This is a genomic window from Phyllobacterium pellucidum (genome assembly GCF_013327855.1).
Classification (GTDB): domain Bacteria; phylum Pseudomonadota; class Alphaproteobacteria; order Rhizobiales; family Rhizobiaceae; genus Phyllobacterium; species Phyllobacterium pellucidum.
This window is the reverse complement of the sequence record NZ_JABUMX010000006.1, coordinates 42,383-66,423: the sequence shown is the minus strand read 5'-3', so window position 1 is coordinate 66,423 and position 24,041 is coordinate 42,383. Positions and strand designations below refer to the sequence as shown.

The window sequence follows — 24,041 nt, the reverse complement described above, 5'->3', positions numbered from 1 at the left end:
TGTGTTCTCCCTCGTTTTGGCAGGCAAAGCCTGTCCGTGCCGCCGGACACATGTCCGAAGACCCATTGGTTTCGATGTTTGAGTTTACCGGCGTCGCCTGCTGCAGACTGTGCCGGGCTTGCGCCTTTTATACCTCGGCCATGACCGCTGCGAAGGTCTCCTCCATGACCTCGATCAGCAGATCCGCATTGGCGCGGCTGAAAATCATCGGGGGACGCAGTTTCAGCACGTTGTCGTGCGGTCCCTCGGTTCCCATCAACACGCCCCGCTCCCTTGCCCCGTTATTGATCGTGCGGGCAATCTCCGTGGCCGGTTGCTTGGTCTTGCGATCGGTAACAAGTTCGATGCCGAGGAACAGACCCTGGCCGCGAACGTCGCCGATCACTTCATAACGCGCCTGCATCGCCCTGAAACGCTCCAGCAGATAGTTGCCGATCGAGAGCGCGTTGCCGCGCAGATCGTCACGCCCGATTACATCAAGCACGGCAAGCCCGACCGCGCAGGAAACAGGGTTGCCACCGAATGTATTGAAATATTCCATCCCGTTATTGAACGAGGCGGCCACCTCGCGGGTCGTCACCACGGCTGCCATCGGATGGCCGTTTCCGATCGGCTTGCCCATGGTGACGATGTCGGGCACGACGCCTTGCGTCTCGAAGGCCCACCAATGGCTCCCAACGCGCCCGAACCCGACCTGCACCTCATCCGCCGCGCAAATTCCGCCGGCGGCGCGCACCATGGCATAGACTTCCCTAAGGTAGCCTTCGGGCAGAAAGACCTGTCCCGCCACGCTGGGGATGGACTCGGCCAGGAAGACGCCCGGTCCCTTGCCGGCCCTGCGCATCACCGCGATCTGCTCGGCAACGCTCTCGGCATACCGCTGCGCGATCTTATCCGCTGGCCAATCGGCAGGCGCGCGGTAGGTGTCAGGTATAGTCGCTTCATAGACGTGCGACTTCCGGCCCTTGCCGCCTTTCCGCTTATATTTGTAGGGGCTGAGATCGATAAGCTCCTGGGTCGTGCCGTGGTACGCCCAATCGAGCACGATCGCCTCCTCGCGGCCCGTATGGGCGCGCATCATCCGCAACATCAGGCTGTTCGCCTCGCTGCCGCTGCAGGCAAGGGTTGCCACGCACAAGTCACTGGGAAGGGTCGCTGTCAGTCGCTCGGCGTAATCGACGATGTTGTCGTGGAGATAGCGCGTGTTCGTATTCAGAATTCCGGCCTGCTTGCGCAATGCCTCTACGACATCGGGATGGGCATGGCCGAGATGGCAGACATTGTTGAAGCAGTCGAGATACGCCCTGCCGCGATCATCGATCAGCCAGGCGCCCTCCCCGCGGACAAATTTGATCGGCTCGGCATAGGAAATGGAAAGGTTGGGCAGAAGGATGGACTTGCGCTCGGCAACGATCTCGCTCCGGCTCCGCCCTGACTGCTCGAACGTCTCCGGCGGCAATCCCGCAAAGGCTGCGGCATTGGGGAAAAGCTCGGCCCAGACCGGGAGAAATGCCGGCTCGCCGACACCCAGTATCTCCATCGCGGCCAGCTGCGCATCGACCGATAGTTGGAGATGCAGATGGGGCACCCAACCGCCATTTTCCGAAGGACCACCCATCTCCCCGATCAGGTCGCCGGCGGGGAGTTTTTCACCAGGACGCAAGCGACCAACTGCCTCATGCGCGAGGTGCCCCCAAAGCGTCGCGAAAGGCGGACAGCCCTCCGGCCGATGTTCCAGCTTGACCAGACAGCCATAACCGAGAGGGTCCTCCTCGATCATCACTTCGCTGACGATGGCGTCGATCGGGGTGTAGAGCTTCGTCCCGGCAGGCATGAAGAGATCGAGCCCGAGGTGCCGCGTGCGCCGTGTTCCTGCAATGAAGCGCGACTCGAACATCGTGCCGGTGTAGACCGAGCGCTCCTCCCCCCAGGGACCGATGCCGAGCGCAATTTTATGGTCGGCAGCATAAGCATCCCACCACTCGGTCGCCTTCTCGGGCTCCTTTCCTGCCGAAAGCAAGGTCATGGGGTTCTGTGGATCGCCATATGGCACGATGCCCTTCCCGAACCGCGCCGGATGCGTCGCAAGAATCGGCTGGAAGGACTTGTTGTTGTCCTCTATCCAACGGACGATTGCTTTTGCGCCGGGGAATGCGTCGTAGCCGCAGGCCTGTCGCAGGATTGCGGTGGCAAGCCCCGGGTTCATCCGGTCGAGCCGCCTTAGCAAGTTCCAGGCAGGTGCCTCGCTCACTTGCAGATACGGATTTTCGGCAGTCTTGTCGCTGCGCTGTGCCGACATGGTTACGCTGATGACGAGCCGCATTACAATCAGGTCGAAGAGCAGGTCGACTTCCTCCTCCAGAAGCGAGTACTGCGCGTTGAAACCTGCAACAATCGACCCAGCAGCTCCGATCGGGTCCTCAACCTCCAGAATGGAGTAGGCGCAGGCAACTGCGACCTCCGCAATCACCACGCTGTGCAGTGCATCACCGAAATCGATGAGGCCGGCGATGCGAGTGGGGTCGGAGGCATCGACCAGCACATTCCAGTCATTGGCATCATTGTGAATGACGGCAGCGCGCAAGGCAGGCAGGCGCGGGGCTACATCACGGTCGAAGCGATCGAGCCAGCGTTCCAGCAAGGCGCGATCGCCTGCGTCGTTGACATATTGCACTCGCTGCCGCGACAACCCCGCCGCCCGAATATCCCAATCGAAAGTTCGCAGGGCACCGGCGTGGATGAAGCCCTGCAATGCCCGGTCCAACTCGCCGAGAACTTTGCCGAGATTGCCAAGCGTTGCGGGCGTTCGCTCCATTGTCGCGAGTGGTTCGCCGATCTGCCAGGACACCATGCGAACGGCGTGATGCTCGCCGCTCGGCCCTTCGACGCTTGCGAGCGCAAGGCCGGTCAAGGTGCGGCGCAGCCGGGGCATGGCAAGTTCGCAGGCGTGCTTCTCAAGGTGCTCAAGCAATGCCGTTTGAAAATCGCTCTGGTCACGCGGCTCGCAGGCGTTGACCATTTTCAGGATGAAGGAATGGCCCTCGTTCGCATCGATCCTGAAATTCTGGTCCCGCTCGCTGGCAAGCGGGCTGATCCGGCCTTCGATACCGAAGTGCTCACGAGCGATTATGAGAGCTTCCGCGTCCGAGAACGACGGTGCCGGATGAGACAGATCAATCATGCGCAGGCTCCATTGTCTTCAAGCTTGGCATGGGTCAAAAAATCGGGCATCCGTTAATCCGCCGGTTTCATCGTCGTTTTGACGGCCCTGACCGGCATTTGGTCGGCGAGGATGAAAGTGCAATGAAAGAGCTTGATGACAAGGACCGCGCGATCCTCAGCATTCTTTCGCGCGATGCCAAAATTCCCATCAAGACTCTCGCCGGCGAGATCGGTCTTTCGCGCAGCGCGACGAGCGAAAGGATACTCTTTCTCGAAAAGTCAGGTGTCATTCGCGGCTATCGCGCCGATATCGGCCAGCTGAACGAAGGGCTGATTTGCGCCTTTCTACTCATCAGCCTGGTTCGCACGCCCTCGCTCGGCGTCCTCGACCGCCTTGCCGCCTATCCCGAAGTTCGGCGTGTCTCGTCAGTCAGCGGCCAACTTGACCTGATCGTCGAAATTGAAGTGCCATCGATCAATCACCTCAACATAATTCGCGACAGGGTCGCGACGATGGATCAGGTCGACGATGTAACGACGTCGATCATCCTGCGGCGCGACATCGACCGAGGCGACGCCAGCCTCGCACTTTAGCTGTTGCCGACTTGACGGCGGACCGCCGCGACCTATGCTGCTATGGATCGGCGGATCGCCAGCACTCTGTGGGAGGAGAGCATGGGAAGACTGCATGAGGGCTTGCACGCGGAACACATCCAAACGGCGCTTGCCGGCGATGCTGCGGCGCAGTCAGCACTTGTCGCATCGTGGGGACGGTCCATGCGCCTCTATGGTCTCAACCCGGAGGAACACACCCCGCCGAACGTTTTGACCGACCGCGAACTATCGGAGGCGCGCGAACGGCTCGGTTCGCTCATCGACACGGCGTCCGGAACACTCGACCGGCTCTATACAGCCGTCGGCGGTGCCGGTTGTTGCGTTCTCCTCGCCGACAAGGAGGGCGTGCCTGTCGATCGTCGTGGCTATGCTGGTGACGATACGACGTTCTACAAGATCGGCCTTTGGACGGGAGCCGTGTGGAGCGAAGAAAGCGAAGGCACGAACGGGATTGGAACCGCCATCGCCGAGCAACGATCGCTGACCATCCACCGCGACCAGCATTTTCGCAGTCGCAATACCGCTCTTTCCTGCACTGTCGCGCCCATCTTCGACCATCGCGGTCGCTTGATGGCCGTGATCGATGTCTCGTCGGCGCGGTCCGATCTCACGGAAGACTTTGTCAAGCTTATTGCCATGGCGGTCGTCGATGCGGCCCGCCGGGTCGAGGCCGAGAATTTCCGTCTTGCTTTTCCCAAGGCGCGCATCGTCATGGCCGGCGACAATATTGCGGGTGATCGCGTCGTCAATGCGCTGATTGCCGTCGACCAGGACGATCTCGTCATCGGCGCGTCACGGTCCGCACGCCACGTCTTCGGCTTAACCGATGAAAGCCTCAGCGGTCCGCTGCCGGCCGCCAACCTCCTTGGCCAGGAGATCGATCCCGAACGCGGTTTCGCCTCAGCCGAGCGCAGCGTCATCCGCCGCGCTCTCAGCAATGCAGGCGGCAATGTTTCCCTTGCGGCCGGGATCCTTGGCATGAGCCGCGCCACGCTGCATCGGAAGCTTAAGCGCCTCGGACTCAATTAGCGCGGGCAATTGTCTCAGATCTGCGACACTCGCACTGTCATGTTGCCGGCACCCGGCTGACAGGCCGGGCTTTCTCGCCGATGCTCCAACCCTGCCGCAGGAGGCGGTATTTAACGCGCGAGTTCGTCAAAACCGGCTCGCGTCAGGGAGGAAATCACATGAACAAGGTAGAGTTCAACCGCACAGCCAAACCCAAATTCAAGTCGCGATACGGCAACTTCATCGGCGGTAAATTCGTCGAGCCGAGGTCCGGCAAATATTTCGAAAATACGTCGCCCGTAAACGGCCAGGTAATTTGCGAAATCGCCCGCTCTGACGCCAGTGATGTCGAAGCAGCACTCGATGCAGCGCATGCTGCCAAGGAGGCCTGGGGCCGCACCAGCCCGGCCGAGCGCAGCGTCATCCTCAACAAGATCGCCCAGGTGATGGAAGACAACCTCGACATCCTGGCCGAAGCCGAAACCTGGGACAACGGCAAGCCCATTCGCGAAACGACCGCAGCCGACCTGCCACTGGCGATCGACCATCTGCGCTATTTCGCCGGCGCCATCCGCGCGCAGGAGGGTGGCATTTCCGAGATCGACCACGACACGGTCGCCTATCATTTCCACGAACCGCTCGGCGTCGTCGGCCAGATCATTCCGTGGAACTTCCCGCTTCTCATGGCGATCTGGAAGCTTGCTCCCGCGCTCGCTGCGGGCAACTGCGTCGTGCTGAAGCCTGCTGAACAGACCCCCGCATCGATCCTCGTTTTCGCTGAATTGGTCGGCGACCTTCTGCCGCCAGGCGTCCTCAATATCGTCAACGGCTTCGGCCTTGAGGCAGGCAAGCCCCTCGCCTCCAGCCCGCGCATTGCCAAGATCGCATTTACCGGCGAGACGACGACTGGCCGCCTGATCATGCAATATGCCAGCCAGAATCTCATTCCGGTCACACTCGAACTCGGCGGCAAATCACCCAACATCTTCTTCAAGGATGTCACGGCCGAGGATGACGATTTCTTCGACAAGGCGATCGAAGGTTTCGTCATGTTCGCGCTCAATCAGGGCGAGGTTTGCACATGCCCGAGCCGCGCCCTCGTTCATGAAGCAATCTATGACAAGTTCATGGAGCGTGCGTTGAAGCGCGTCGAGGCTATCGTCCAGGGCGACCCGCTCGATCCAGCGACCATGATCGGCGCGCAGGCCTCCAGCGAACAACTCGAGAAGATCCTCTCCTACATGGACATCGGCAGGCAGGAAGGCGCCGAGGTCCTGATCGGTGGCGGTCGCAACGAACTTCCAGGCGATCTTGCCGGCGGCTACTATGTCAAGCCGACGGTGTTCAAGGGTCACAACCGCATGCGCATCTTCCAGGAAGAGATCTTCGGTCCAGTGGTTTCCGTGACCACCTTCCGGGATAATGACGAGGCCCTGTCGATTGCCAATGACACGCTCTACGGTCTCGGCGCCGGGATCTGGAGCCGCGACGCCAATACCTGCTATCGCTTTGGCCGCGCCATCCAGGCCGGACGCGTGTGGACCAATTGTTACCACGCCTACCCGGCGCATGCCGCGTTCGGCGGATACAAGCAGTCCGGCATCGGCCGGGAAAATCATCTGAAGATGCTTGACCACTACCAGCAGACGAAGAACATGCTTGTGAGCTACAGTCCAAAGAAACTCGGCTTCTTCTGACCGGTTGGATCATTGATGGCGCTGGAAGGCCGGCGCCATCAATTTCACTTGGAGGCTCGCATGGAAGAAAAAGTCACCGCCACCCCTGCTGCACTCGAATTGATTTCGACCCTGCAATCGGAATACGGGCCGATCCTCTTTCACCAGTCCGGCGGCTGCTGCGACGGTTCTTCGCCCATGTGCTATACGCAAGGCGATTTCATCATCGGTGACCAGGACGTCAAGCTTGGCGAGATCGGCGGCGCGCCGGTCTATATCAGCGCCTCCCAGTACGATGTCTGGAAACACACCGACCTGATCATCGATGTCGTTCCGGGACGGGGTGGCATGTTCTCGCTCGACAATGGGCGTGAAGTGCGGTTCCTCACGCGGTCCACGATCTGTGCCGTTGGCAGCAACGACTAACCGCGGCTTTGCTCCCCCCGAAAGGCCAAGCGCAGCCCACCCGTTAATCCTCTGTTTAGGTTAATGTTTTTGTCGAAGCGGAAGACAAAACGACGTTCACTTCCGCTTCATCGGCGCATCCATATGTTCGCTCGCCATGCCTGGCTGTCATAAATCCGGCCTTCGTCATGTTTTCACCAGTTGAACGTGGCTGCCATTGGCCCGCAGCTGAGCAAGGAGCATCGGCCAGACCGAAAACTCCTCGCGTGCCGCCTTGTCCGTCAAGGAACGCAGATAACCGCCGGCCGAGTTGATATGGTCTGCCCTTTCGAGGATGCATGCTACGACAATCGCCGCATTTTCCTGGCCCAGTATATCGCAAGCTTCCTCATAGGCCGAAGGACTCACCCCAAGCATCGAGCGCACGACCACGGCCGCGGCCATCAGGTCATGCCAGCTTGAAATACCGTCGCGCCCATAGGCGGCAATGCTCGGGCATGCCTGGCGAACCAATGCAAGCGGGATAGGCCTGTCGGTCTGTGCAGTTTCCGGCGTCTGCGCGCTTCTGGCCATCTTGTCTGATACCGACTGCTTTGTCTCTGTCATGCTTCCCGTTTGATCCACGACTTTTGCCCCCTGGTCTTTTCTAAAGCTAGGTTCAAGATCAGAGGTGGATTGGGTGTTTGAATTTTGTTTGTGGCGCTCAGTTTGAGACTCTTTGGCGCTCATATTCTCAGAATTTAACTGTTTCTCCAGGTTGTTAGACACTTCCATGTGGATGCATTCCAGACCGTCCACAGCGGGTTCCAGATCGTGGATGGTCGCTTGACGCGGAATCCCGTCAATGACACTGCGAAACCGCCTGTACTGCACGCTCCAGTCGAGATCGGGCAAAGTCTCGAAGCCGAGTTCAATGAGTTTGACGATATCGCGCCGGAGCAGCGTTACGCGCTCCTTCATCAGTTTCAGCTGAAGCCGTTCGCTTCTCACCTGTTCGGCCATTCCTGCGAGTTCCTCGGCCCGCGCCACCAAGGGAGCCAGCGAGAAGCCGAATGCTTCACCACCCTCCCCTCCCCGCGCCTTGCGTGCGAAGCGTTTGCCGTTGGGGCTGTCCTTGCGGAAAATGAGCCCCGCTTCGATCAGGGCAGCGAGGTGGCGACGCAATGTGGCGGGAGCCATTCCATGCGCCCGCAACGACAGCTGCGCGTTTGACGGGAAGACAACAAGCCCGTTTGCTTCGCTGAGCTCCGCCTGTGGATAGAACGTCAGCAGAGCGTTCAGTACCACCAGAGCGCGGTCCGAAATTCCTACCAGCGCCCTCGCCTCGCACAGGCTCCTGAACAGCTTCCATTTGTCGATCGACGTTGCCGGATCTATCTCCAGGGCCAGGTGTTGGGTTGCCAACATGCCAAGCGATAGCGACCGCCGCCCAAAGGGCGTCGTGAATGCATTCCCCGTCTGCATTGCCTCTTACCTTTCTAAAGGCAAAAGAAATCCACTCGCCAGAACGACGTCAAAATATCTTGACACTGATTCGGGGAAATGCGATTCTCGATCCTGCTAGAGATATGAGAGAAGCCTTCCGAGACAGCGATGTTGAGGTGGGCTTTTTTCTTTTGCGGGTTAATCTCCTGATTTATTGACCGTTTCCGATTGCTGGAATTCGCGGTAAAGCTCCTCCAGCCTGTCGGTAATATAGGATCCGAAGCGCGAAGCGTTTTTGGCTTTGAGCGCCAGGGTAAACGCCTTGCCGTTGTCGTTGATATCGACGCGGAGCGACTTGTCCGTCGGCGCCCAGGCCTTCTTGCGCGAAGCAGCGGCCTTAGCGGGGCGCTTGTTGGCCTTGCTCAACAAATCGAACAGTTGCCCAAAGCGCGCGTCGCCCGTCTCCGCTTCTAGTTCACCCGACGCGACCAGTGCCTTCGCCTTCGCCGCATTGCCTGGCATTTCCAATAGCTTCGAAAGCTGCCACCACCGATCCCGTCCCGTCGCCTTCGCAGCGCCGATAGCGAGGATGATATCTTCCGGGATGTGGGCGCCGACGGACTGCATTTTCGAGAACGTCGTCGCATCGATCGCCAATGCGGACCTGATGATGGACTGATCGTAGCCGAGATCGCCCAGCCGCTTTGCAAACAATGCGCGCTCAATGAAGGAAAGATTCGAACGGGCCGCATTCTCCTGGCCCTGTGCGATCACATGGTCCTGGTCCTCGAGCGCCTTCACGACGGCGCGGACCTGCCGGCCGAGATGCTTTGCTACCTTGACACGGCGGTGGCCGAAGACAACCTGGTAGCGCCCGGCCGCCGCTGGGTGCGGCCGCACAAGAATGGGCGAATCCTGCCCCCTCTCCCGCACCGCGGTCAGCAGCTCCTGAAACGCCTCGTCGTCCTCGTCGATACGGTCGGCAACGAACGATCCATCGACGAGATCGGGATCAAGTTCGACGACGCTTCCCTTGGCGAGTTCCTCGAAGGAGCTCTTTATCGAGCGCGACGCACCACTTACCACATAGTTCAGGGCATTGTTGCGCTCGGTCTTGCCCGGCGCCGGGTTCATGACACTGCTGAAAATGTCCTTACGGGCCATCTATCTGCTCTCGCCAAGCTGTAAGCAATTGATCCTGCGTTCCAATTTCGCGTTTTTTACTGCGGTAAACCCCTCACCCATGGTCAGCGTCCCCACGCACGGTGAATGAGCGTTGCGATCTCGGCGCTGACCGCGTCCAGCGACTCAATTGCGCGTTCATAGGTTGATCGCGTGAAGCTGTTCTTCTCGACCTCATAGAGGGTCTGCTTTGTTAGCCCGGCATCGGAGATTGCCGTGGATTTCAGCATGGGATTGGAAAGGATCTCCTCGGCCAGCATCGATTGCATGAAGCCGACCATCTGGGCCTGCGGAATGTCCGTCGGCTCGTAGCGCGTGATCAGGTAGCGAAACCAGTCGAGCTGGACCTTTGCCCCAGCCTGCTTGACTGTCTTCAGGATTCCGCCGAGCATCAACAGGAACTGCGACATCGACATGAGGTCGAGCATCTGCGGATGAACGGTAATAAGAACGGACGTCGCCGCCGACATGGCTGTCAGCGTCAGATAGCCAAGCTGCGGTGGGCAATCGACAACGACAACGTCGTAGCGGCTATCCACTTCTTCGAGGGCCTTGCCGATCCGAGTGAAGAACTGACGACCTTCAAGCGAGGAGCGATCCTGCATAGCCAGCGGGGTGTCGTATTCATATTCCTGTAGTTCGAGATTTGCCGGGATGATGTCGAGCCCGGGAAAGTTGGTCGGCAGGATCACCTCGGAAATCGGCTTGCGCTCACCGTCATAACGAATGGATTCGTAGAGCGACAAATTGCGATCGAGTTCGGGTTGAAAGCCATGCAGAGCCGACAATGAGGCTTGCGGGTCAAGATCGATCGCAAGAACGCGGTGTCCGGTCAGGGCGAGGTATTGGGCAAGATGCGCAGCGGTCGTCGTCTTGCCGGATCCGCCCTTGAAATTGACCACGGCGATGACTTGCAGCTTGTCGCCCGGTTTGCGGTGCGGCACGTATTTCTTCACTTCGGTGCGGCCGTTGCGATCGAGATAGTGCCGCAATTCCATCATCTGCTCGGCCGTATAGGAACGGCGACCTGACGCAGCCTGTGCAGGTACAGGGCCTTTGCCCTCGAGGTGCAGTCGCTTCAGATTGTTCTGGGTGACGCCGAGATAATGGGCGACCTCGGCCATCGAAAAGGAACGCAATGTCTTCTTCGCATTCGGAGGAAACTTTTCCATCCGAAGTTGGTCCAGCCGGCGGGAGATCTCCGCCCCTTGATCGAGGATTTTGTCGTCGAACTCGAACTTGGGCAGAGGCATTGCGATATTCATCTGAATCGAAACCTCTAATAGCGCTTTTTCAAAGCAAACGCTTTACGAAGCGCCATTAAGCTCCGATTCGTCTGATCCGGCAAGAATTTTTGGGTTAACAAAAGGTTAACAGGGTTTCGGCCTGTGGAAGAGCCGGCGAATCCGGGAAGGCGTCAACCGCTCCAAACGACATTTGCCATCACATGGACGCCGGCTCTTGGTGATTGATTCAACGCAAGAAATCAATCCAGTTTACCGCAGTAAACTGCTGCTGCGCAGAACAAAGCTGTGATCATCTGCGCTGATCGGTGCCATCCTTGCGTGTCCCATCGTCCTCTACGAGTTCGTACCACATCGCATTAAGGACGGCGAAGGCCGCGGCGAATGGTAATCCGAGAAGCCAGGAGAAATACCACATGATTCGATCCTCTCAATCAGTAGGCGTGGCCGCTTTTGTCATCGACTGAATTGGCATCTACCTTGCCCCAGAGCACGTGATAGACCCAGCTTGTGTAGGCGACGATCAGCGGGATGAAGATCGCGGTCACGACCAGCATGATGAACAGTGTGAGATGGCTCGAAGATGCATCCCAAACCGTCAGGCTCGACCGTGGATCCAGCGAGGAGGGGAGGATGAACGGGAACATCGACACGCCGACGCTTGCGATCATTCCGAAGATCGACAGAGCGCTCACGAGAAGCGTCGCTATTTCCGCCCTCGCGCGAAAGCCGTAAAAGGCCAGGGCAGCGCCGGCAAGTCCCAGTATCGGGGCGATGAGCAGCACGGGATAGGCGCCATAGTTGCTAAACCAGCCAGCCGGCGCCTCCGCCACCGTTTTCATGAGTGGGTTTGACGGGCCGTGAGGATCGATCGCGCTCGTGATGACGTAGCCATCAATGCCCAGCCAAAGAATGATACCGGCAAGAGCGTAAAGTACGAGCGTCACGAGTGCCGCGAGCGCGCCATAGCTGCGGGCGCGTTCGGCGATCGGGCCGTCGGTCTTCAGCATCAGATAGGCGCTCCCATGCATGATGAGCATCACGACCGAAAGTACGCCGCACAGCAAGGCGAACGGATTGAGCAGGCCGAAGAACGTACCCTCGTAAAAGACGCGAAGGTCGTTGTTGAAGCGGAACGGAACGCCCTGGAGGACATTGCCCACCGCGACGCCGAAGATAAGCGACGGCACGAACCCGCCGATGAAAAGAGCAATGTCCCATCCACTGCGCCAGCGGTCGCTATCGCGCTTCGAACGGTATTTGAAGGCGACCGGCCGCAGGATCAATGCCGCGAGGATTGCGAACATCGCGAGATAGAAGCCGGAGAAGGAAACCGCGTAAAGCGGGGGCCATGCGGCGAAGATCGCGCCGCCGCCAAGAATGAGCCAGACCTGGTTGCCTTCCCAGGTTGGGCCGATGACGTTTATCGCAATGCGCCGCTCCGTCTCGGTCTTGGTGACGAAGGGCAGGAGCGTGCCAATCCCGAGGTCGAAGCCGTCGGTAATAGCAAAGCCGATGAGAAGAACGCCCAGCAGGACCCACCAGATAAGGCGCAGGAGCTCATAGTCGATGAATTGGTGCAGTATCATGTTTGCTTACTCCGCTGGCACGATGTGCGGGGAAATGAGTTCGGCTTCCGGCTCGGTGTCGGGGTCGGGGCCCTTTTGGATCGCGCGTAGCATCAGGCCCATCTCGATGAAGATCAGAACCGTATAGATCAGCACGAAGCCGCAAATGGTAAGGAGCACCGTCGATGCACCGAGGCTGGAGACCGCCGCGGCTGTCGGAAGAACGCCCTCGATGATCCAGGGCTGACGACCGGATTCGGCGACCACCCAGCCGAGTTCGGCGGCGATCCAGGGGAGGGGGATCGCAAACACTGCGACCCGCAACAGCCAGGGATAGGCATCGATCTTGCGGCGAACGGACAGAATAAAGAAGGTCGTCGTCAGGATAATGAAGAAGATACCGAGCCCAACCATGATGCGGAACGACCAGAACAGTCTCGGGACGTTCGGAACCGTATCCCAGGCCGCCTTGTCGATCTGCTCGGGTGTGGCAAGACGCGGATCGTCGACATAGCGCTTCAGCAGTAGGGCGTAGCCGAGATCGGCACCATTCGCCTCGAAAGCATCGCGCACCTCGGCGGAAACGGCCGTCGTGCTGCCGACCTCTCTTATTTTCTGCAAGGCGTCATAGGCGATGATGCCTTCCTTAATACGCAAACGAGCGTGTTCGACAAGTTCCTCAATGCCGGGGATTGGCGTCGTCAGCGACCTCGTACCGATCAATCCCATAACCCACGGAACGCGCACTGCAAAATGCGTTTCCCGCGATTCCTGATCGGGGAAGCCGAAAACGGTGAAAGCGGCGGGGGCAGGTTCCGTCTCCCACATCGCTTCGATCGAGGCGAGTTTCATCTTCTGGTGCTCAGTCGACAGATATCCGCTCTCGTCACCGAGAACGACGACCGATAAGGCGGATGCGAGGCCGAACGAGGCGGCGACGGTCATCGAACGCTTGGCGAGCGCAATGTGACGCCCCTTCAACGCATACCACGCCGACACGCCGAGAACGAAAAGCGATGCAGTGACATAGCCAGCCGAAACGGTGTGAACGAACTTCGCCTGCGCGACAGGATTGAACAAAACTGCATAGAAATCAGATACTTCCATGCGCATTGTCTGCGGATTGAAGGTCGCGCCTACGGGATTCTGCATCCATCCATTGGCGATGAGAATCCAGAGCGCCGAAAAGTTGGAACCGGCGGCAACACACCAGGTCGCGACGAGGTGGCCGACCTTCGACAGCTTGTCCCATCCGAAGAAGAACAGGCCGACGAATGTCGCTTCGAGGAAGAATGCCATCAGCCCCTCGATCGCGAGCGGCGCGCCGAAAATATCGCCGACATAGTGGCTGTAATAACTCCAGTTCATACCGAACTGGAATTCCATCACGATGCCGGTCGCGACGCCGATGGCGAAATTGATACCGAACAGGGTACCCCAGAATTTGGTCATCTGGCGCCATATGACGCGGCCGGTCATGACGTAGACCGTTTCCATGATCGCCAGGAGTATTGAAAGTCCAAGCGTCAGCGGGACGAAGAGAAAGTGATATAACGCCGTTATCGCAAATTGCAGGCGCGAAAGCGCCACGATATCGAGTTCCATTGCATCTAGTTCGGGCCTACCCCGACCCCCCTGTTGACCGGCAGCACATTTGCGTGCCGCCGAATGAAGTTGCTGGCCCTCAGTCCGGCCGTAGCGCGGCGAGGGCGGTATCGAAAACCTTCTCCCCACGGCGCGGCGCAGCGACGATCCGCCCGTGTTCGAGAATGATGATCCTGTCAGCGAGTTCGGCCTCGCGGCGAATATGCGTCGCGATCACGACCGCATGGCCCGGCATGGCACTGCGGAGCCGTTGCAGCACGTCGCGGGCGGTGGCGCCGTCGAGGCCTTCGGTCGGCTCGTCAAGCAGCCAGAGCGGCGCATCGCGCAAAAGCAGTCGCGCAAGAGCAAGGCGCCGCGATTGTCCGCCGGAGAGGCCGAGCCCGCCTTCGCCAAGATTGGTGCCGAGACCCATCGGAAGCGATGCAACAAGCTCGTTGAGCCCCGCCTGATCAAGCGCGCGATGCAGTTGCGCGTCATCCGCCTCCGGCGCTGCCAGCCGCAAATTGTCACGCAGCGTATCCTGAAAGAGTTCTGTCCTCTGCGTCAGCAGAGCAGATTTTGCGGTCGCGACTTCGCCGCGATCGGCGCCAAGTTCGCCGGCAATGAGCGCCAGCAGGGTCGACTTGCCGGCACCGCTCGGTCCGATCAGTGCAACACGCTCGCCGTCGGCAACAGTGAAGTTTAATGCGTGGAGGGCTGGTAGGGGGGCCCCGTCATGGGTGACGCTGGCATTCGCAATACAAACCGTGTCTCCGTTCCGCGCCGCTGTTCGTGACAGGGGAGGGGAGGGGGGTGCTAGGCTTGGTCCAATTCGCCGTGAGGCGAGTAAGGTGCGGCCAAGCTCCACGGCGCCCCGGCGCAATGCTGCAAAGGGTTCGAGCGCTGCGAGGGCCACCAGAACGCCAAGCGCCGCAACGGGACCATTGATCGCGCCCGCGCTGGCCAGGGCCGCCATGGCCATGAGCGTCCCGCCAAGCAGGAGCGCCGAGGCGACCCCAAGCCCTGCGCCGGCGAAAACCTCGATCCAGTTCAGACGGCTATCGGCGGCAGCCGCCCGGCGGTCGGCGGCCGCCACCCCTTCCACTTGCGCCGCAAGCCGACCGGTCATCAATAGATCTGTCTGTCCGGCAACGAGATCGATGCTGCGGGAGCGGAGCGCCTCAAGCGCGTGAGCGCGGCGTATCGACGAGGCACCCGCGAACCTTGCGGCGATGAGCGGCACGCCAAGCCCTGTGAGAAGCAGGAATGTCCCTGCGCCAAGACCGACAAGCGGATGCATCATCCCAAGAGTTACGGCAACGGCGAGCGCTGTCACGATCGCAACTGCTGCCGGTACGAGCACGCGCAGATATAGCGAATCGAGCGCGTCGATATCGGCGGTAAGACGGAACAGCAGGCGCGACGGCCGCTGAACGAGCAACCTTGCGGATTGCGGGCGTGACCAGTAGCGAAACAATTGTTCGCGCAAACCAGCGAGCACGCCGAGCGTTGCATCATGCGTTGTCAGGCGCTCGCCATAACGCGCTGCCGTTCGCGCGAGAGCCAGAAATCGGATGGCAGCAGCCGGTGCGAATACGTCGAATGCAAATGCTGTTGCAGATGAGAGTCCGGCAATGGCCGTCGCAGTGATGAACCAGCCGGAGAGGCCAAGCAGCATGATACCGGCAAGAACTGTGACCGCTGCGAGCAATGCACCAGCAAGGAGCATGCTGCGGCGCTCTCGGTAGAATAATGCAATGATCGGCCGGAAAGTGTGGAGGATCCCCATCACGCAGCCTCCTGCGCGATCTGAGGGAATAGCCTGACGATGCGATCCATGCGGGCGGCGAGTATCGGATCGTGTGTTGCAACGATCAGTGTCTTGCCCCTGGCGATTTCGAGGAGGCCTTCGGTGATTTCGCGAGCGGTGACCGTGTCCAGATGTGCCGTCGGCTCATCGGCGAGGATAAGATTCTTTCCTGAGCCAGCAGCAGCACGCGCGAGCGCCAACCTCAATATCTCGCCGCCCGAAAGGCCGGAACCGCCGTCGCCCAACTGAAGATTGCCGTGGGCTTCGGCGACATGTTCGAGGGCGGCAAGAGCCAGTGCACCGTTCGTCCGCGCCTCGTCGACATCGGGACGCCCGAGCGCGATATTCTGATATAGTGAGCCGGCAAATATATGCGGCCTTTGGCCGATCCAAATCATTCGATTGCGCAATTGATCTGCAGTCGCGCTCGTAAGATGCGTGCCGCCGATGACGATCCTGCCATTTTCAAGGGGAGCCAGTCCTGCGATCAGCGCAAGCAGGGTAGACTTGCCCGACCCACTCGGGCCCAGTATCGCGACACGCTCGCCGGGCTTTACCTCGAGGTCGAAGTCTTCCAGTACATCGCGATCACGCGCCGCGTGAGAATAGCCAAGCGCTTCGATCGAGACTGACGCGGCATTGTCATCGTCGTTCTGATCATTGCCGTCAGACCCGCCCACAATGGCGATGCCCTGATCGCTGAGCTCAGCAAGTGCGGCCAGCGCCGCTTCACCGGCAGCACGGTCGTGCCATACGGATGAAAGTTCCCGCAGCGGCTCGAAGAAGGCCGGCGCAAGCAGGAGGATGAACAAGCCTTCGCTCAGATCGAGCCGCCCACCCCAGGCACCGAATGGCAACTGTCCAAGATAGTGGAAACCGATATAGACGGCGACCATGGCTACGCCGAGGGCGGCAAAGAGTTCAAGTACAGCTGAAGAGAGAAAAGCAACCCGCAGTACAGCCATCGTACGCGAGCGCAGGGATTCGGCGTTGGCGCGCAACCGGTCGGCCGTCAGGTCAACTGCATCGAAAACGCGTATGGTCGTCATTCCACGCAGGCGATCAAGAAGAAAGCCATTCATGCTACCCATCTCGACCAGTTGCTTCTCACTGGCAGCCTTGGCGCGCCAGCCGATCAGCGCCATGAATAGCGGTATCAACGGCGCGGCCATGAGCAGCACCAGAGCCGGCACCCAGGAGAACGGGACAATGGAGGCAAGGATGGCAAGGGGAACATATGTCGCCTTGAGCCGCGCCGGTTGGAAGCGGGCCAGATAGGGCAGGATAGCCTCGGTCTGCTCGGTTATCGCACTGGCTGCAAGCCCGGAGGCGGGACGCGTCATGTCGAGAGGCGAGCGCCGCGCCAGGGAGGCGATAGCGGTTTGGCGCAGTTCGGAAAGAGACTTGCGGGCGGAAAGGAACGCAACCCGCGTACCCGCCGCGTCAAGAGCAGACCGCAGGACGCCGAGGGCGACAACCCCAACGGCGAGCCAGACAATATTGCGCCAATCGGTGCCCGCGATAATCTGGCCAACCGCCATTGCCAGCAACCATGCCTGCGGAAGCCAGAGGAGGGCCGGCGCTAGTTGCAACGACGCAGCCGCCTTGACGCGAGCGGGCGGCTTTTGCTTGTCAATCGGCAGACTGGAAGACGGCTTACGAGTCGATTCCCCCACAGTGCATGCATCTGCCGGGCTCACCTCTGAGCGAAGCGCCAATGATGCATCTGCTGCGGGTCCCATGCCATCAACCCTTTTCAGTAGTGCGCTTCGATCTGCCGAGCGAGACGATCTTATCCTTCGCCTCCAGCAGTTTCGTGACTTTGGCGCCCAGCGTCAACAGGGTTGCCAGCCGGTCGGTCTCAAGCTGCTTGACATCCTCATACCAGGTTGTCAGCCGCTCGATCAGCCCGTGCATTTCACTCATCCGCTCCTGCGCATGCCGTTCCGCCTCGCTCGCAGGCTGCTGCATCAGAATCTCTCGCAGGACCGACAGTGTAGGATCGACCTCGCGCTTCTTGCGCTCTTCTGCGAGCGTCCGCAGGATCTGCCAGACGTCGTCGGGCGTCGTGAAGAAATCGCGACGATCATCGGGCAGGTGTTTCAAAAGAACCAGATTCCAGGCCTGCAATTCGCGTAAGCTCATGGAAACGTTCGAGCGCGAGATGCCGAGAGCATCAACGATCTGATCCGCGTTAAGCGGATCCGGCGAGACATAGAGCAGCGCATAGATCTGGCCAACCGTCCGGTTGATGCCCCAGCGGCTTCCCATTTCGCCAAAATGCAAAACGAAGGACTGTACGAGCGGCGGGAGATTCATGGCGCTCTTTCGCTTTATCTGTTATTTCAGAAATTACTGAAATGACAGTAGCAAAGAAAGCGAGCGGGTCAAGAATGGGTACGGGGCGGGGCGAAAATGCCGCACGCCGAGCGGGCAAACAAAAAAGGCCCGGTCGCGATGACCGGGCCTCTTGCACCTCTCGATTCTGAGGCTTGTCAGTTCAGGCCGAGCTTTCCGCGCAAGGTCGAAAGGTCTTCGGCGAGCGTGTTGACGGCAGCGGCAAGGACCTTGCGGTCGTCTTCGCTCAGCTTGTCGTATAGCTCGTAGCCATCGGCGGTCTTGTACTTCGCCAGGGTCGTATCGACCGCGTCGAAATTGGCCGAAACCTTGGTCACGAAGGCGGCCTCATCCTTTTCGATCAGGGGACGAACAAGATCGAAGATCTTGCGCGAACCATCGAAGTTGGCCTTGAAGTCCCAAAGGTCGGTGTGGCTGTAGCGATCTTCCTCGCCGGAGATCTTTGTGGCAGCTACTTCTTCCATCAGAACGGCAGCGCCGCCGACGACCTTCTCCGGCGGCAGGGTGAGGTCGGTAATGCGCTTGTTGAGCTCGGTTACGTCAGCCATGAGCTGGTCGGCAACCGGACCAAGACCCTCGGTGCTGTTCTGAGCGAAAAGGCCATACTCAATCCGATGGAAGCCCGTGAACCCAGGGTCCTTTTCAGCAAGCTCATGATCGTCGGCACGCGAGTCGATCGAGCCGTCAAGATCGCTGAAGAGTTCTGCGATCGGTTCGATCGCCTCATAGCTCATGCGGGTCGCGCCAAAGAGCGACTTCGCCTTTTCGACATCACCGGCCTTGACGGCGTCAGTGAATGCCTTGGTATCAGCCACGAGCTTCTCGGAGTTTTCCGACACATAAATCTTGTAGTCGGCGATGGGCTGCACGAGATCGAGCGGCGATACCTCGGCCACCGCGACACCAGGGAGGATGGCCGCGGAAAGGGCGAACAGGCTGGCAGATAGTGTAAGTTTAAGCTTCATCGATTATCCCCTTAAGATCTGACGCGGGTCACGGCGTGACCCGCTGCTTCGAGTAGTGTCCGGCCCAGGAAGTCGGTTTCATCAAGTGGGCCGGGTAGTGTGAAGAAGAAGCCGCCGCCGATCGGCTTGATGTATTCTTCCAGCGGTTCACCATCCAGCTGGCGCTGCACAGTGATGAACCCTTTTTCAAGATCGGCCTGGTAACAGATGAACAGCAGTCCCTGTTCGAGCTGACCGGACTTGCTGACACCATTCGAATAGTTGAACGGACGGCGCAGGATGAGGTTGGCCCCGGATTCCGGCGTGCGCAGATTGGCGAGCCTGATATGGGCATCGAGCGGCGTCACCTTGCCCTCAGGATCCTTCACATAGTCCGGCACGTCATGTTCGGTTTCGCCAGAAAACGGAGCGCCGGTTGCTTTCTTGCGCCCGATGATGCGCTCCTGTTCGCCAAGCGGCGTCCGGTCCCAGCGTTCAACGAAGTTGCGGATGATGCGCACCACCTGGTAGGAGCCCCGACGCGCCCATTCGGGCTCATCGCTGTTCTCCGTCAGCCAGACGATGCGGTCCATCAGTTCGGTATTATTGGCGTCCGGATTGGCCGAGCCATCGCGGAAGCCGAGGAAGTTGCGCGCGCTCTCATGACTACCGTCTGGCTTTGGCGGCAAGACAGGGACAGAGCCCTCCTGCTTCCAGCGCAAAACCAGAAGGTCCGGCATGGTCTTGATGATATCGCGCAGCGCGTGAATGTTGGTATCGGGCGTATTGGACGATATCTGCAACGTCAGATCGCCGTGGCAAAGGTCGCCATCAAGCGCGTCATTGCGAAACGCCTTCATTCGCGACAACCGCTTCGGCTTGTGTGCCCCGAGCCAATCGCGCTTGGCAAAGAACGACGAGCCGAGCGAGACCGTCATGGTCAAATTATCTGGTGGGATGACGGGCCCGAGAATGCCCGAATCCGACGGCGGCAATCTGTCGTCGAAGACGGGGGGCTTGCCCCCCTGCATCAGAAAAGCGATGCGTTCCGACAAGGTGCGGAACAGCCGCTCGACGTCTTCAGGGGTCGAGGCGAGAACGTCAAAGGCTGCGATCATTCCGGCAGCCGGGCGGGGCGTGATTATACCGGCCTGATGCACGCCGTAGAAGGGCTGGCGCTCCTGCGTCTTTCCACTGACGGGAGCGTCGGTAACCTGTTCCTCCTGCTTCGCGGCCGCGCTTGCGCTGCCAAGCCCGGTGGCGAGGACACCGCTGGCCGCACCCACGCCAAACAGTACATTTCGGCGCGTGGTGACGAGGCCCTTGTCGTTCGCCGCCATCGTCGTTACTCCAATCCCACAGCGGCGTTGAGCTTGCCGATCGCGTCCGCCAGCGCCTGCATCTTCTGCGAAAGGACCTTCCGGGTATCGGCATTGACGCCGTCATAGGAAGGATAGCCATCCGGCCCGCGAAGGGCTTTCAGCTCGGTGCTCACATCAGTCAAACGCAACTCAATATCCCCGACAACCTGCGGGGCTGCGGTCACCGCGACGGGCTTCAGCAGCGCCATCATCCGCGATACGCCCGCGACGTTTGCCTCGAAGTCGGAAAGATCGGTCTGCGCGTAGTGGTCGACACCCGCAGCCACCTTCGTCTCTGCCGTGGACGCCATGAGGCGCTGCGCACCCTTGGCGATCTGCTCTGGGGAAATTCGCAAACCGCGAATGCGGTCTTTCAGTGCTGTCACGTCGGCCAGCAGTTTGGTCGAATAGTTTTCGAGCCCCGCCGTGCTTTTCTGTGTGTAGAGGCCGTATTCGATGCGATGGAAGCCGGTGAACGCCGGATCCTGCTCACGCTTCTCGAGATAATCGGCGACAGGATCGATGGCATTGTGAAGGTCCGCGAATTGATCTGCCATCGGCTCGATCTGCTTGTAGGGAACGCGCGCGCTTTGGTAGGCTGCCTTGGCCTTTTCGAGATCGCCCGCCTTGATGGCGGCATCGAGGGACTGGCTCGCCTTGACGAGGCTGTTTCCCTGGGTAACGAGAAACACCTGGAATTCGGCGAGCGGCCCAAGATAGGCGCGAAGTGCCGGCCGCGCCGCCTCGGCGTCGGATACGGCGGACGGTGTCACATGCAAAGTTCCGCGCGGATTGTTGAGGAGCCCACAGGTGATCTCATAGTCGCCGGGCTTCAATTTCGCCTGCAGCGTCTGGCTGATTCCCGGCGCGATATTCTCCCGCTCCTCGATCACCATGACGCCGTCGAGAATTTCCCACTCGAGCGCGCGATCCGATTGGTTGACGATCGTAAACGTAGAGGGACCGGCGGCCACGGTAATCGCATTGGGATCGCAGGCGCCGTTCTTAATTGTTACCGTGATGGCATCGCCCGCTGCCGCTGGCTTTACATTCTTCGATGCATAATAGAACGCGGCGCCGCCGGCGACGACGAGGGCCGCCGCCCCGACGACGGCCAATTGCATCAATTTCTGTGATGCGGGGCGAGGGGAGGCGGAGCCGGTGGATTGCGACATGAAGAATCGTCCGATCAGTTCGAGGGCTTGGTCGCTGGCGCGTTTGCGGCAGCCGAAACGTAAGGTCGCAAGAAAAAGTAGAGGCTGATCGCAAGGAACGAGAAGTAGACGATGACTTCGCCCAGCGTCGGCATATCCTGATAGCCGAACATGCCCGACAAGATCGTCCCGAGCGGGCTGCTTACAGGCAGGATTTCGCTCAAATCGATGACCACGGTCTGCAGGCTGTTCCAGACACCTGCCTCGTGGAAATGGCGCAGTGTGCCCGCAAGAATGCCGGCAGCAACAACGAGAATGAACAGGCCCGTCCAGAAGAAGAACCGGCGGAGATTCATCCTCACACCGCCGAAATAGATGCCGTAACCGAGCGCAATCGAAACCAGAATGCCAAGGACGGCCCCAAGTGGTGCTTCGCTCGATGGGCTCTGCTGGAAGATGGCGAGCAGAAAGAACACCGATTCAAGCCCTTCGCGCGCCACTGCGAAGAACACCATGGCGATCAGTGCCGTTGCTTGCCCGGACGTATGGGCGAGGGCCTCGTCGATATGCGTATGCAGCTCGGATTTGATCGAGCGCGCGGCCTTGCGCATCCAGAAAACCATGGACGAAAGCACGATGACCGCTATCAGGCCGACGATCGCCTCGAAGAACTCCTGTGCCTTTTGGGGAAACTGGGCGCTGACCAGTTGCAGGGCAGCGCCGACAAAGAGCGACAAGGCGACTGCAAGGAGAACGCCCACCCATACGGCAGGCATCCATTCACCGCGTCCGGTCTGCTTGAGATAGCTCGCGACGATACCCACGATAAGTGCTGCCTCGATACCCTCGCGCAGCATTATCAGAAACGGAACAAGCATGAATTCAAACCCCAGCGCAGGCTTTGCCGTGCGAATGACACGGCTTATACGCGGGCCAAGTCATAAACTTTCGCTAAAAACGAAGCAATAACAATATATTAGAAGTGTTCTAATCTATATCTGGACTGAATTCCTCAGTTATTTCCGTATCTTGAGTAAGCTTGTCCACTATAGCGCTTATCCGCTCTAAGCGCCGAGATGGAGAGCTGCCGCATTATTGCCACAATTCTGAACGGCGCTTTATAGAACCTTGTCTATCCGACTTGACACTCTGTCTGCGTTCGGCAAATGTGAAACCGGTTTCACTCGCTTGGGGATAGCCGTTTGAAATTTGACCTGATGATACTGGCGCCGCACGTGCCATTCTTGCTGAAGGGCGCGCTTCTGACGGCCGAGGCCTGCGCACTGGCTTTGTTCGGCAGCCTTGTCATCGGACTTCTCGTCGCGGCCCTGCGCACGTCATCTTCGCCCCTCCTGTCGCGTGCCGCTTTCATATATGTGGATCTCTTCCGCAATATCCCGTTCATCGTCCAGCTGTTCTTCTTTTTCTACGGGCTTCCGGAAATCGGCATCTACATCGATGCCTTCACGACCGGAGTTCTCGCGCTTTCGATTGCGGGAGGTGCGTTCAGTTCCGATGTCATTCGCTCGGGAATTCTCGCCATCGATACAGGCATCCTTGAGGCTGCAGAGGTAAGCGGGCTGTCGAAACCGACGATATTTCGCAAGATCGTTATGCCGATTGCCCTGCGCACATCGATAAGGCCGCTCGGTTCAGTCTTCATCAATCTGGTGCTGACCTCGTCGATCCTTTCGACCATCACCCTCAATGAATTGACCGGTTCGGCGAAGATCGTGGCCTCCGATACGTTTCGCCCGTTCGAGGTCTATGCTGTGCTCCTGATCGTCTATGCAAGCTTGACCTATCTTATCTCGCTCGCGATAGGCGCGCTGCATCGGCGCCTCAATCGCGACCGCATGCCGGACGTCGCCTGATGCGGTATACGAGCTTCACCTCCTATGACCTCATATTGCTTGCGCAGGGGCTCGGCGTCTCGGTGGCGCTCTTTCTTGTAACGACGCTCATCGGATTCCTGATCGGCACGATATGGGCGGTCATGCGCTTTTATCGCGTTCCTCTGCTTACGCCGCTTATTACATTTCTCGCGGAGCTTCTTAAAAACTCGCCGGTTCTGGTCCAGCTGTTTCTTGTATTTTTCGGCCTGCCCGCACTGTTGAAGATTAATGTTACGCCGGTCGAGGCCGCTGTTATTACGCTATCGGGCAACACGGCTGCGTTCATTTACGTGATAGCCGTTGCGGCGATCGAGTCTATCGGCCGCGACCAGATCGAATCCGCGCGGGTTTTCGGCCTGTCGCGCTGGCAAATATTGCGCCACGTCGTTGCGCCGCAGGCGATGGCCTTTGCCATTGGGCCCCTGACGGGACTCCTCGTGAACCAGCTCCAGGTGACATCGTTGATCTCCGTCATCGGCGTCGTCGATCTCACCAAGATCGGCAACATTCTTAATCTGCGTACATTGAAGCCATTCATCGTCTGGACCGTTGTCGGCGGTCTCTACTACATCGCCGCCAAGCTCATCGCTCTTGGGGGCGCACGGTTGGAGCGGCGCCTGCGCGCTCACACTGCATGGAAAGGTCTGTGA

The 24,041-nt window shown here is 59.4% G+C and carries 20 protein-coding genes; 6 read left to right on the top strand and 14 right to left on the bottom strand.

The window, feature by feature from the left end:
• Positions 1 to 127: 127 nt before the first annotated feature.
• On the bottom strand, positions 128 to 3,181 hold the full coding sequence (locus HQ945_RS19765; protein WP_113280387.1) for an aminotransferase class III-fold pyridoxal phosphate-dependent enzyme: 3,054 nt from the start codon (positions 3,179 to 3,181) through the stop codon (positions 128 to 130).
• A 122-nt stretch (positions 3,182 to 3,303) separates the two neighbouring features.
• On the opposite strand from HQ945_RS19765, the gene HQ945_RS19760 reads away from it, so the two are divergent.
• The 4 genes from HQ945_RS19760 to HQ945_RS19745 all read left to right on the top strand — a co-directional run bounded on the left by HQ945_RS19760 (position 3,304) and on the right by HQ945_RS19745 (position 6,887).
• Positions 3,304 to 3,756 (top strand): Lrp/AsnC family transcriptional regulator, encoded by a 453-nt coding sequence (locus HQ945_RS19760; RefSeq protein WP_027232945.1) that lies wholly within the window; start codon positions 3,304 to 3,306, stop codon positions 3,754 to 3,756.
• A gap of 81 nt (positions 3,757 to 3,837) precedes the next feature.
• Positions 3,838 to 4,806 (top strand): GAF domain-containing protein, encoded by a 969-nt coding sequence (locus HQ945_RS19755; RefSeq protein ID WP_113280386.1) that lies wholly within the window; start codon positions 3,838 to 3,840, stop codon positions 4,804 to 4,806.
• A 158-nt stretch (positions 4,807 to 4,964) separates the two neighbouring features.
• Positions 4,965 to 6,482 carry an aldehyde dehydrogenase gene (gene adh, locus HQ945_RS19750; RefSeq protein WP_113280385.1) on the top strand — a complete coding sequence of 506 codons (1,518 nt, stop codon included), beginning with the start codon at positions 4,965 to 4,967 and terminating at the stop codon, positions 6,480 to 6,482.
• Between the two features lie 60 nt (positions 6,483 to 6,542).
• Positions 6,543 to 6,887 carry a DUF779 domain-containing protein gene (locus HQ945_RS19745; protein WP_091924607.1) on the top strand — a complete coding sequence of 115 codons (345 nt, stop codon included), beginning with the start codon at positions 6,543 to 6,545 and terminating at the stop codon, positions 6,885 to 6,887.
• 165 nt (positions 6,888 to 7,052) lie between these two features.
• Here the strand turns inward: HQ945_RS19745 and repC are convergent, their stop codons facing one another.
• From repC to efeU, 13 genes are all read right to left on the bottom strand, one after another.
• The gene (repC, locus tag HQ945_RS19740; RefSeq protein ID WP_113280384.1) at positions 7,053 to 8,330 is read right to left on the bottom strand and encodes a plasmid replication protein RepC; all 1,278 of its coding nucleotides are present in this window, start codon (positions 8,328 to 8,330) and stop codon (positions 7,053 to 7,055) included.
• A 159-nt stretch (positions 8,331 to 8,489) separates the two neighbouring features.
• A complete protein-coding gene (gene repB, locus HQ945_RS19735) occupies positions 8,490 to 9,455 on the bottom strand; it encodes a plasmid partitioning protein RepB (protein WP_113280383.1) in 966 nt (321 codons plus the stop codon).
• An 83-nt stretch (positions 9,456 to 9,538) separates the two neighbouring features.
• On the bottom strand, positions 9,539 to 10,738 hold the full coding sequence (gene repA, locus HQ945_RS19730; RefSeq protein ID WP_174208427.1) for a plasmid partitioning protein RepA: 1,200 nt from the start codon (positions 10,736 to 10,738) through the stop codon (positions 9,539 to 9,541).
• Positions 10,739 to 11,009: 271 nt separating this feature from the next.
• Positions 11,010 to 11,135 (bottom strand): cytochrome bd-I oxidase subunit CydX, encoded by a 126-nt coding sequence (cydX, locus tag HQ945_RS19725; RefSeq protein ID WP_113280381.1) that lies wholly within the window; start codon positions 11,133 to 11,135, stop codon positions 11,010 to 11,012.
• Between the two features lie 16 nt (positions 11,136 to 11,151).
• On the bottom strand, positions 11,152 to 12,306 hold the full coding sequence (gene cydB / locus HQ945_RS19720) for a cytochrome d ubiquinol oxidase subunit II (protein WP_113280380.1): 1,155 nt from the start codon (positions 12,304 to 12,306) through the stop codon (positions 11,152 to 11,154).
• A gap of 6 nt (positions 12,307 to 12,312) precedes the next feature.
• The gene (locus HQ945_RS19715; RefSeq protein ID WP_091924589.1) at positions 12,313 to 13,890 is read right to left on the bottom strand and encodes a cytochrome ubiquinol oxidase subunit I; all 1,578 of its coding nucleotides are present in this window, start codon (positions 13,888 to 13,890) and stop codon (positions 12,313 to 12,315) included.
• Positions 13,891 to 13,969: 79 nt separating this feature from the next.
• Positions 13,970 to 15,661 (bottom strand): thiol reductant ABC exporter subunit CydC, encoded by a 1,692-nt coding sequence (gene cydC / locus HQ945_RS19710; RefSeq protein WP_425500675.1) that lies wholly within the window; start codon positions 15,659 to 15,661, stop codon positions 13,970 to 13,972.
• On the bottom strand, positions 15,658 to 17,421 hold the full coding sequence (cydD, locus tag HQ945_RS19705; RefSeq protein ID WP_113280378.1) for a thiol reductant ABC exporter subunit CydD: 1,764 nt from the start codon (positions 17,419 to 17,421) through the stop codon (positions 15,658 to 15,660). The genes cydC and cydD overlap by 4 nt, the downstream gene beginning before the upstream one ends.
• A gap of 4 nt (positions 17,422 to 17,425) precedes the next feature.
• Complete coding sequence (locus HQ945_RS19700) at positions 17,426 to 17,998, bottom strand: GbsR/MarR family transcriptional regulator (protein WP_027232955.1); 573 nt, start codon at positions 17,996 to 17,998, stop codon at positions 17,426 to 17,428.
• Positions 17,999 to 18,174: 176 nt separating this feature from the next.
• On the bottom strand, positions 18,175 to 19,002 hold the full coding sequence (gene efeO / locus HQ945_RS19695; protein WP_091951890.1) for an iron uptake system protein EfeO: 828 nt from the start codon (positions 19,000 to 19,002) through the stop codon (positions 18,175 to 18,177).
• A gap of 11 nt (positions 19,003 to 19,013) precedes the next feature.
• Positions 19,014 to 20,321: an iron uptake transporter deferrochelatase/peroxidase subunit gene (gene efeB / locus HQ945_RS19690; RefSeq protein ID WP_113280377.1), complete on the bottom strand. Its 1,308-nt coding sequence runs from the start codon at positions 20,319 to 20,321 to the stop codon at positions 19,014 to 19,016.
• Positions 20,322 to 20,326: 5 nt separating this feature from the next.
• Positions 20,327 to 21,517 (bottom strand): iron uptake system protein EfeO, encoded by a 1,191-nt coding sequence (gene efeO, locus HQ945_RS19685; RefSeq protein ID WP_091924575.1) that lies wholly within the window; start codon positions 21,515 to 21,517, stop codon positions 20,327 to 20,329.
• Between the two features lie 14 nt (positions 21,518 to 21,531).
• Positions 21,532 to 22,374, bottom strand: coding sequence for an iron uptake transporter permease EfeU (efeU, locus tag HQ945_RS19680; protein ID WP_113280376.1), 843 nt, complete (start codon positions 22,372 to 22,374; stop codon positions 21,532 to 21,534).
• Between the two features lie 324 nt (positions 22,375 to 22,698).
• Between efeU and HQ945_RS19675 the strand changes: the two genes are divergently transcribed.
• Both HQ945_RS19675 and HQ945_RS19670 read left to right on the top strand, forming a co-directional pair.
• Positions 22,699 to 23,370, top strand: a complete 672-nt coding sequence (locus HQ945_RS19675) for an amino acid ABC transporter permease (protein WP_091924570.1) — start codon at positions 22,699 to 22,701, stop codon at positions 23,368 to 23,370.
• Complete coding sequence (locus HQ945_RS19670) at positions 23,370 to 24,041, top strand: amino acid ABC transporter permease (RefSeq protein ID WP_113280375.1); 672 nt, start codon at positions 23,370 to 23,372, stop codon at positions 24,039 to 24,041. The genes HQ945_RS19675 and HQ945_RS19670 overlap by 1 nt, the downstream gene beginning before the upstream one ends.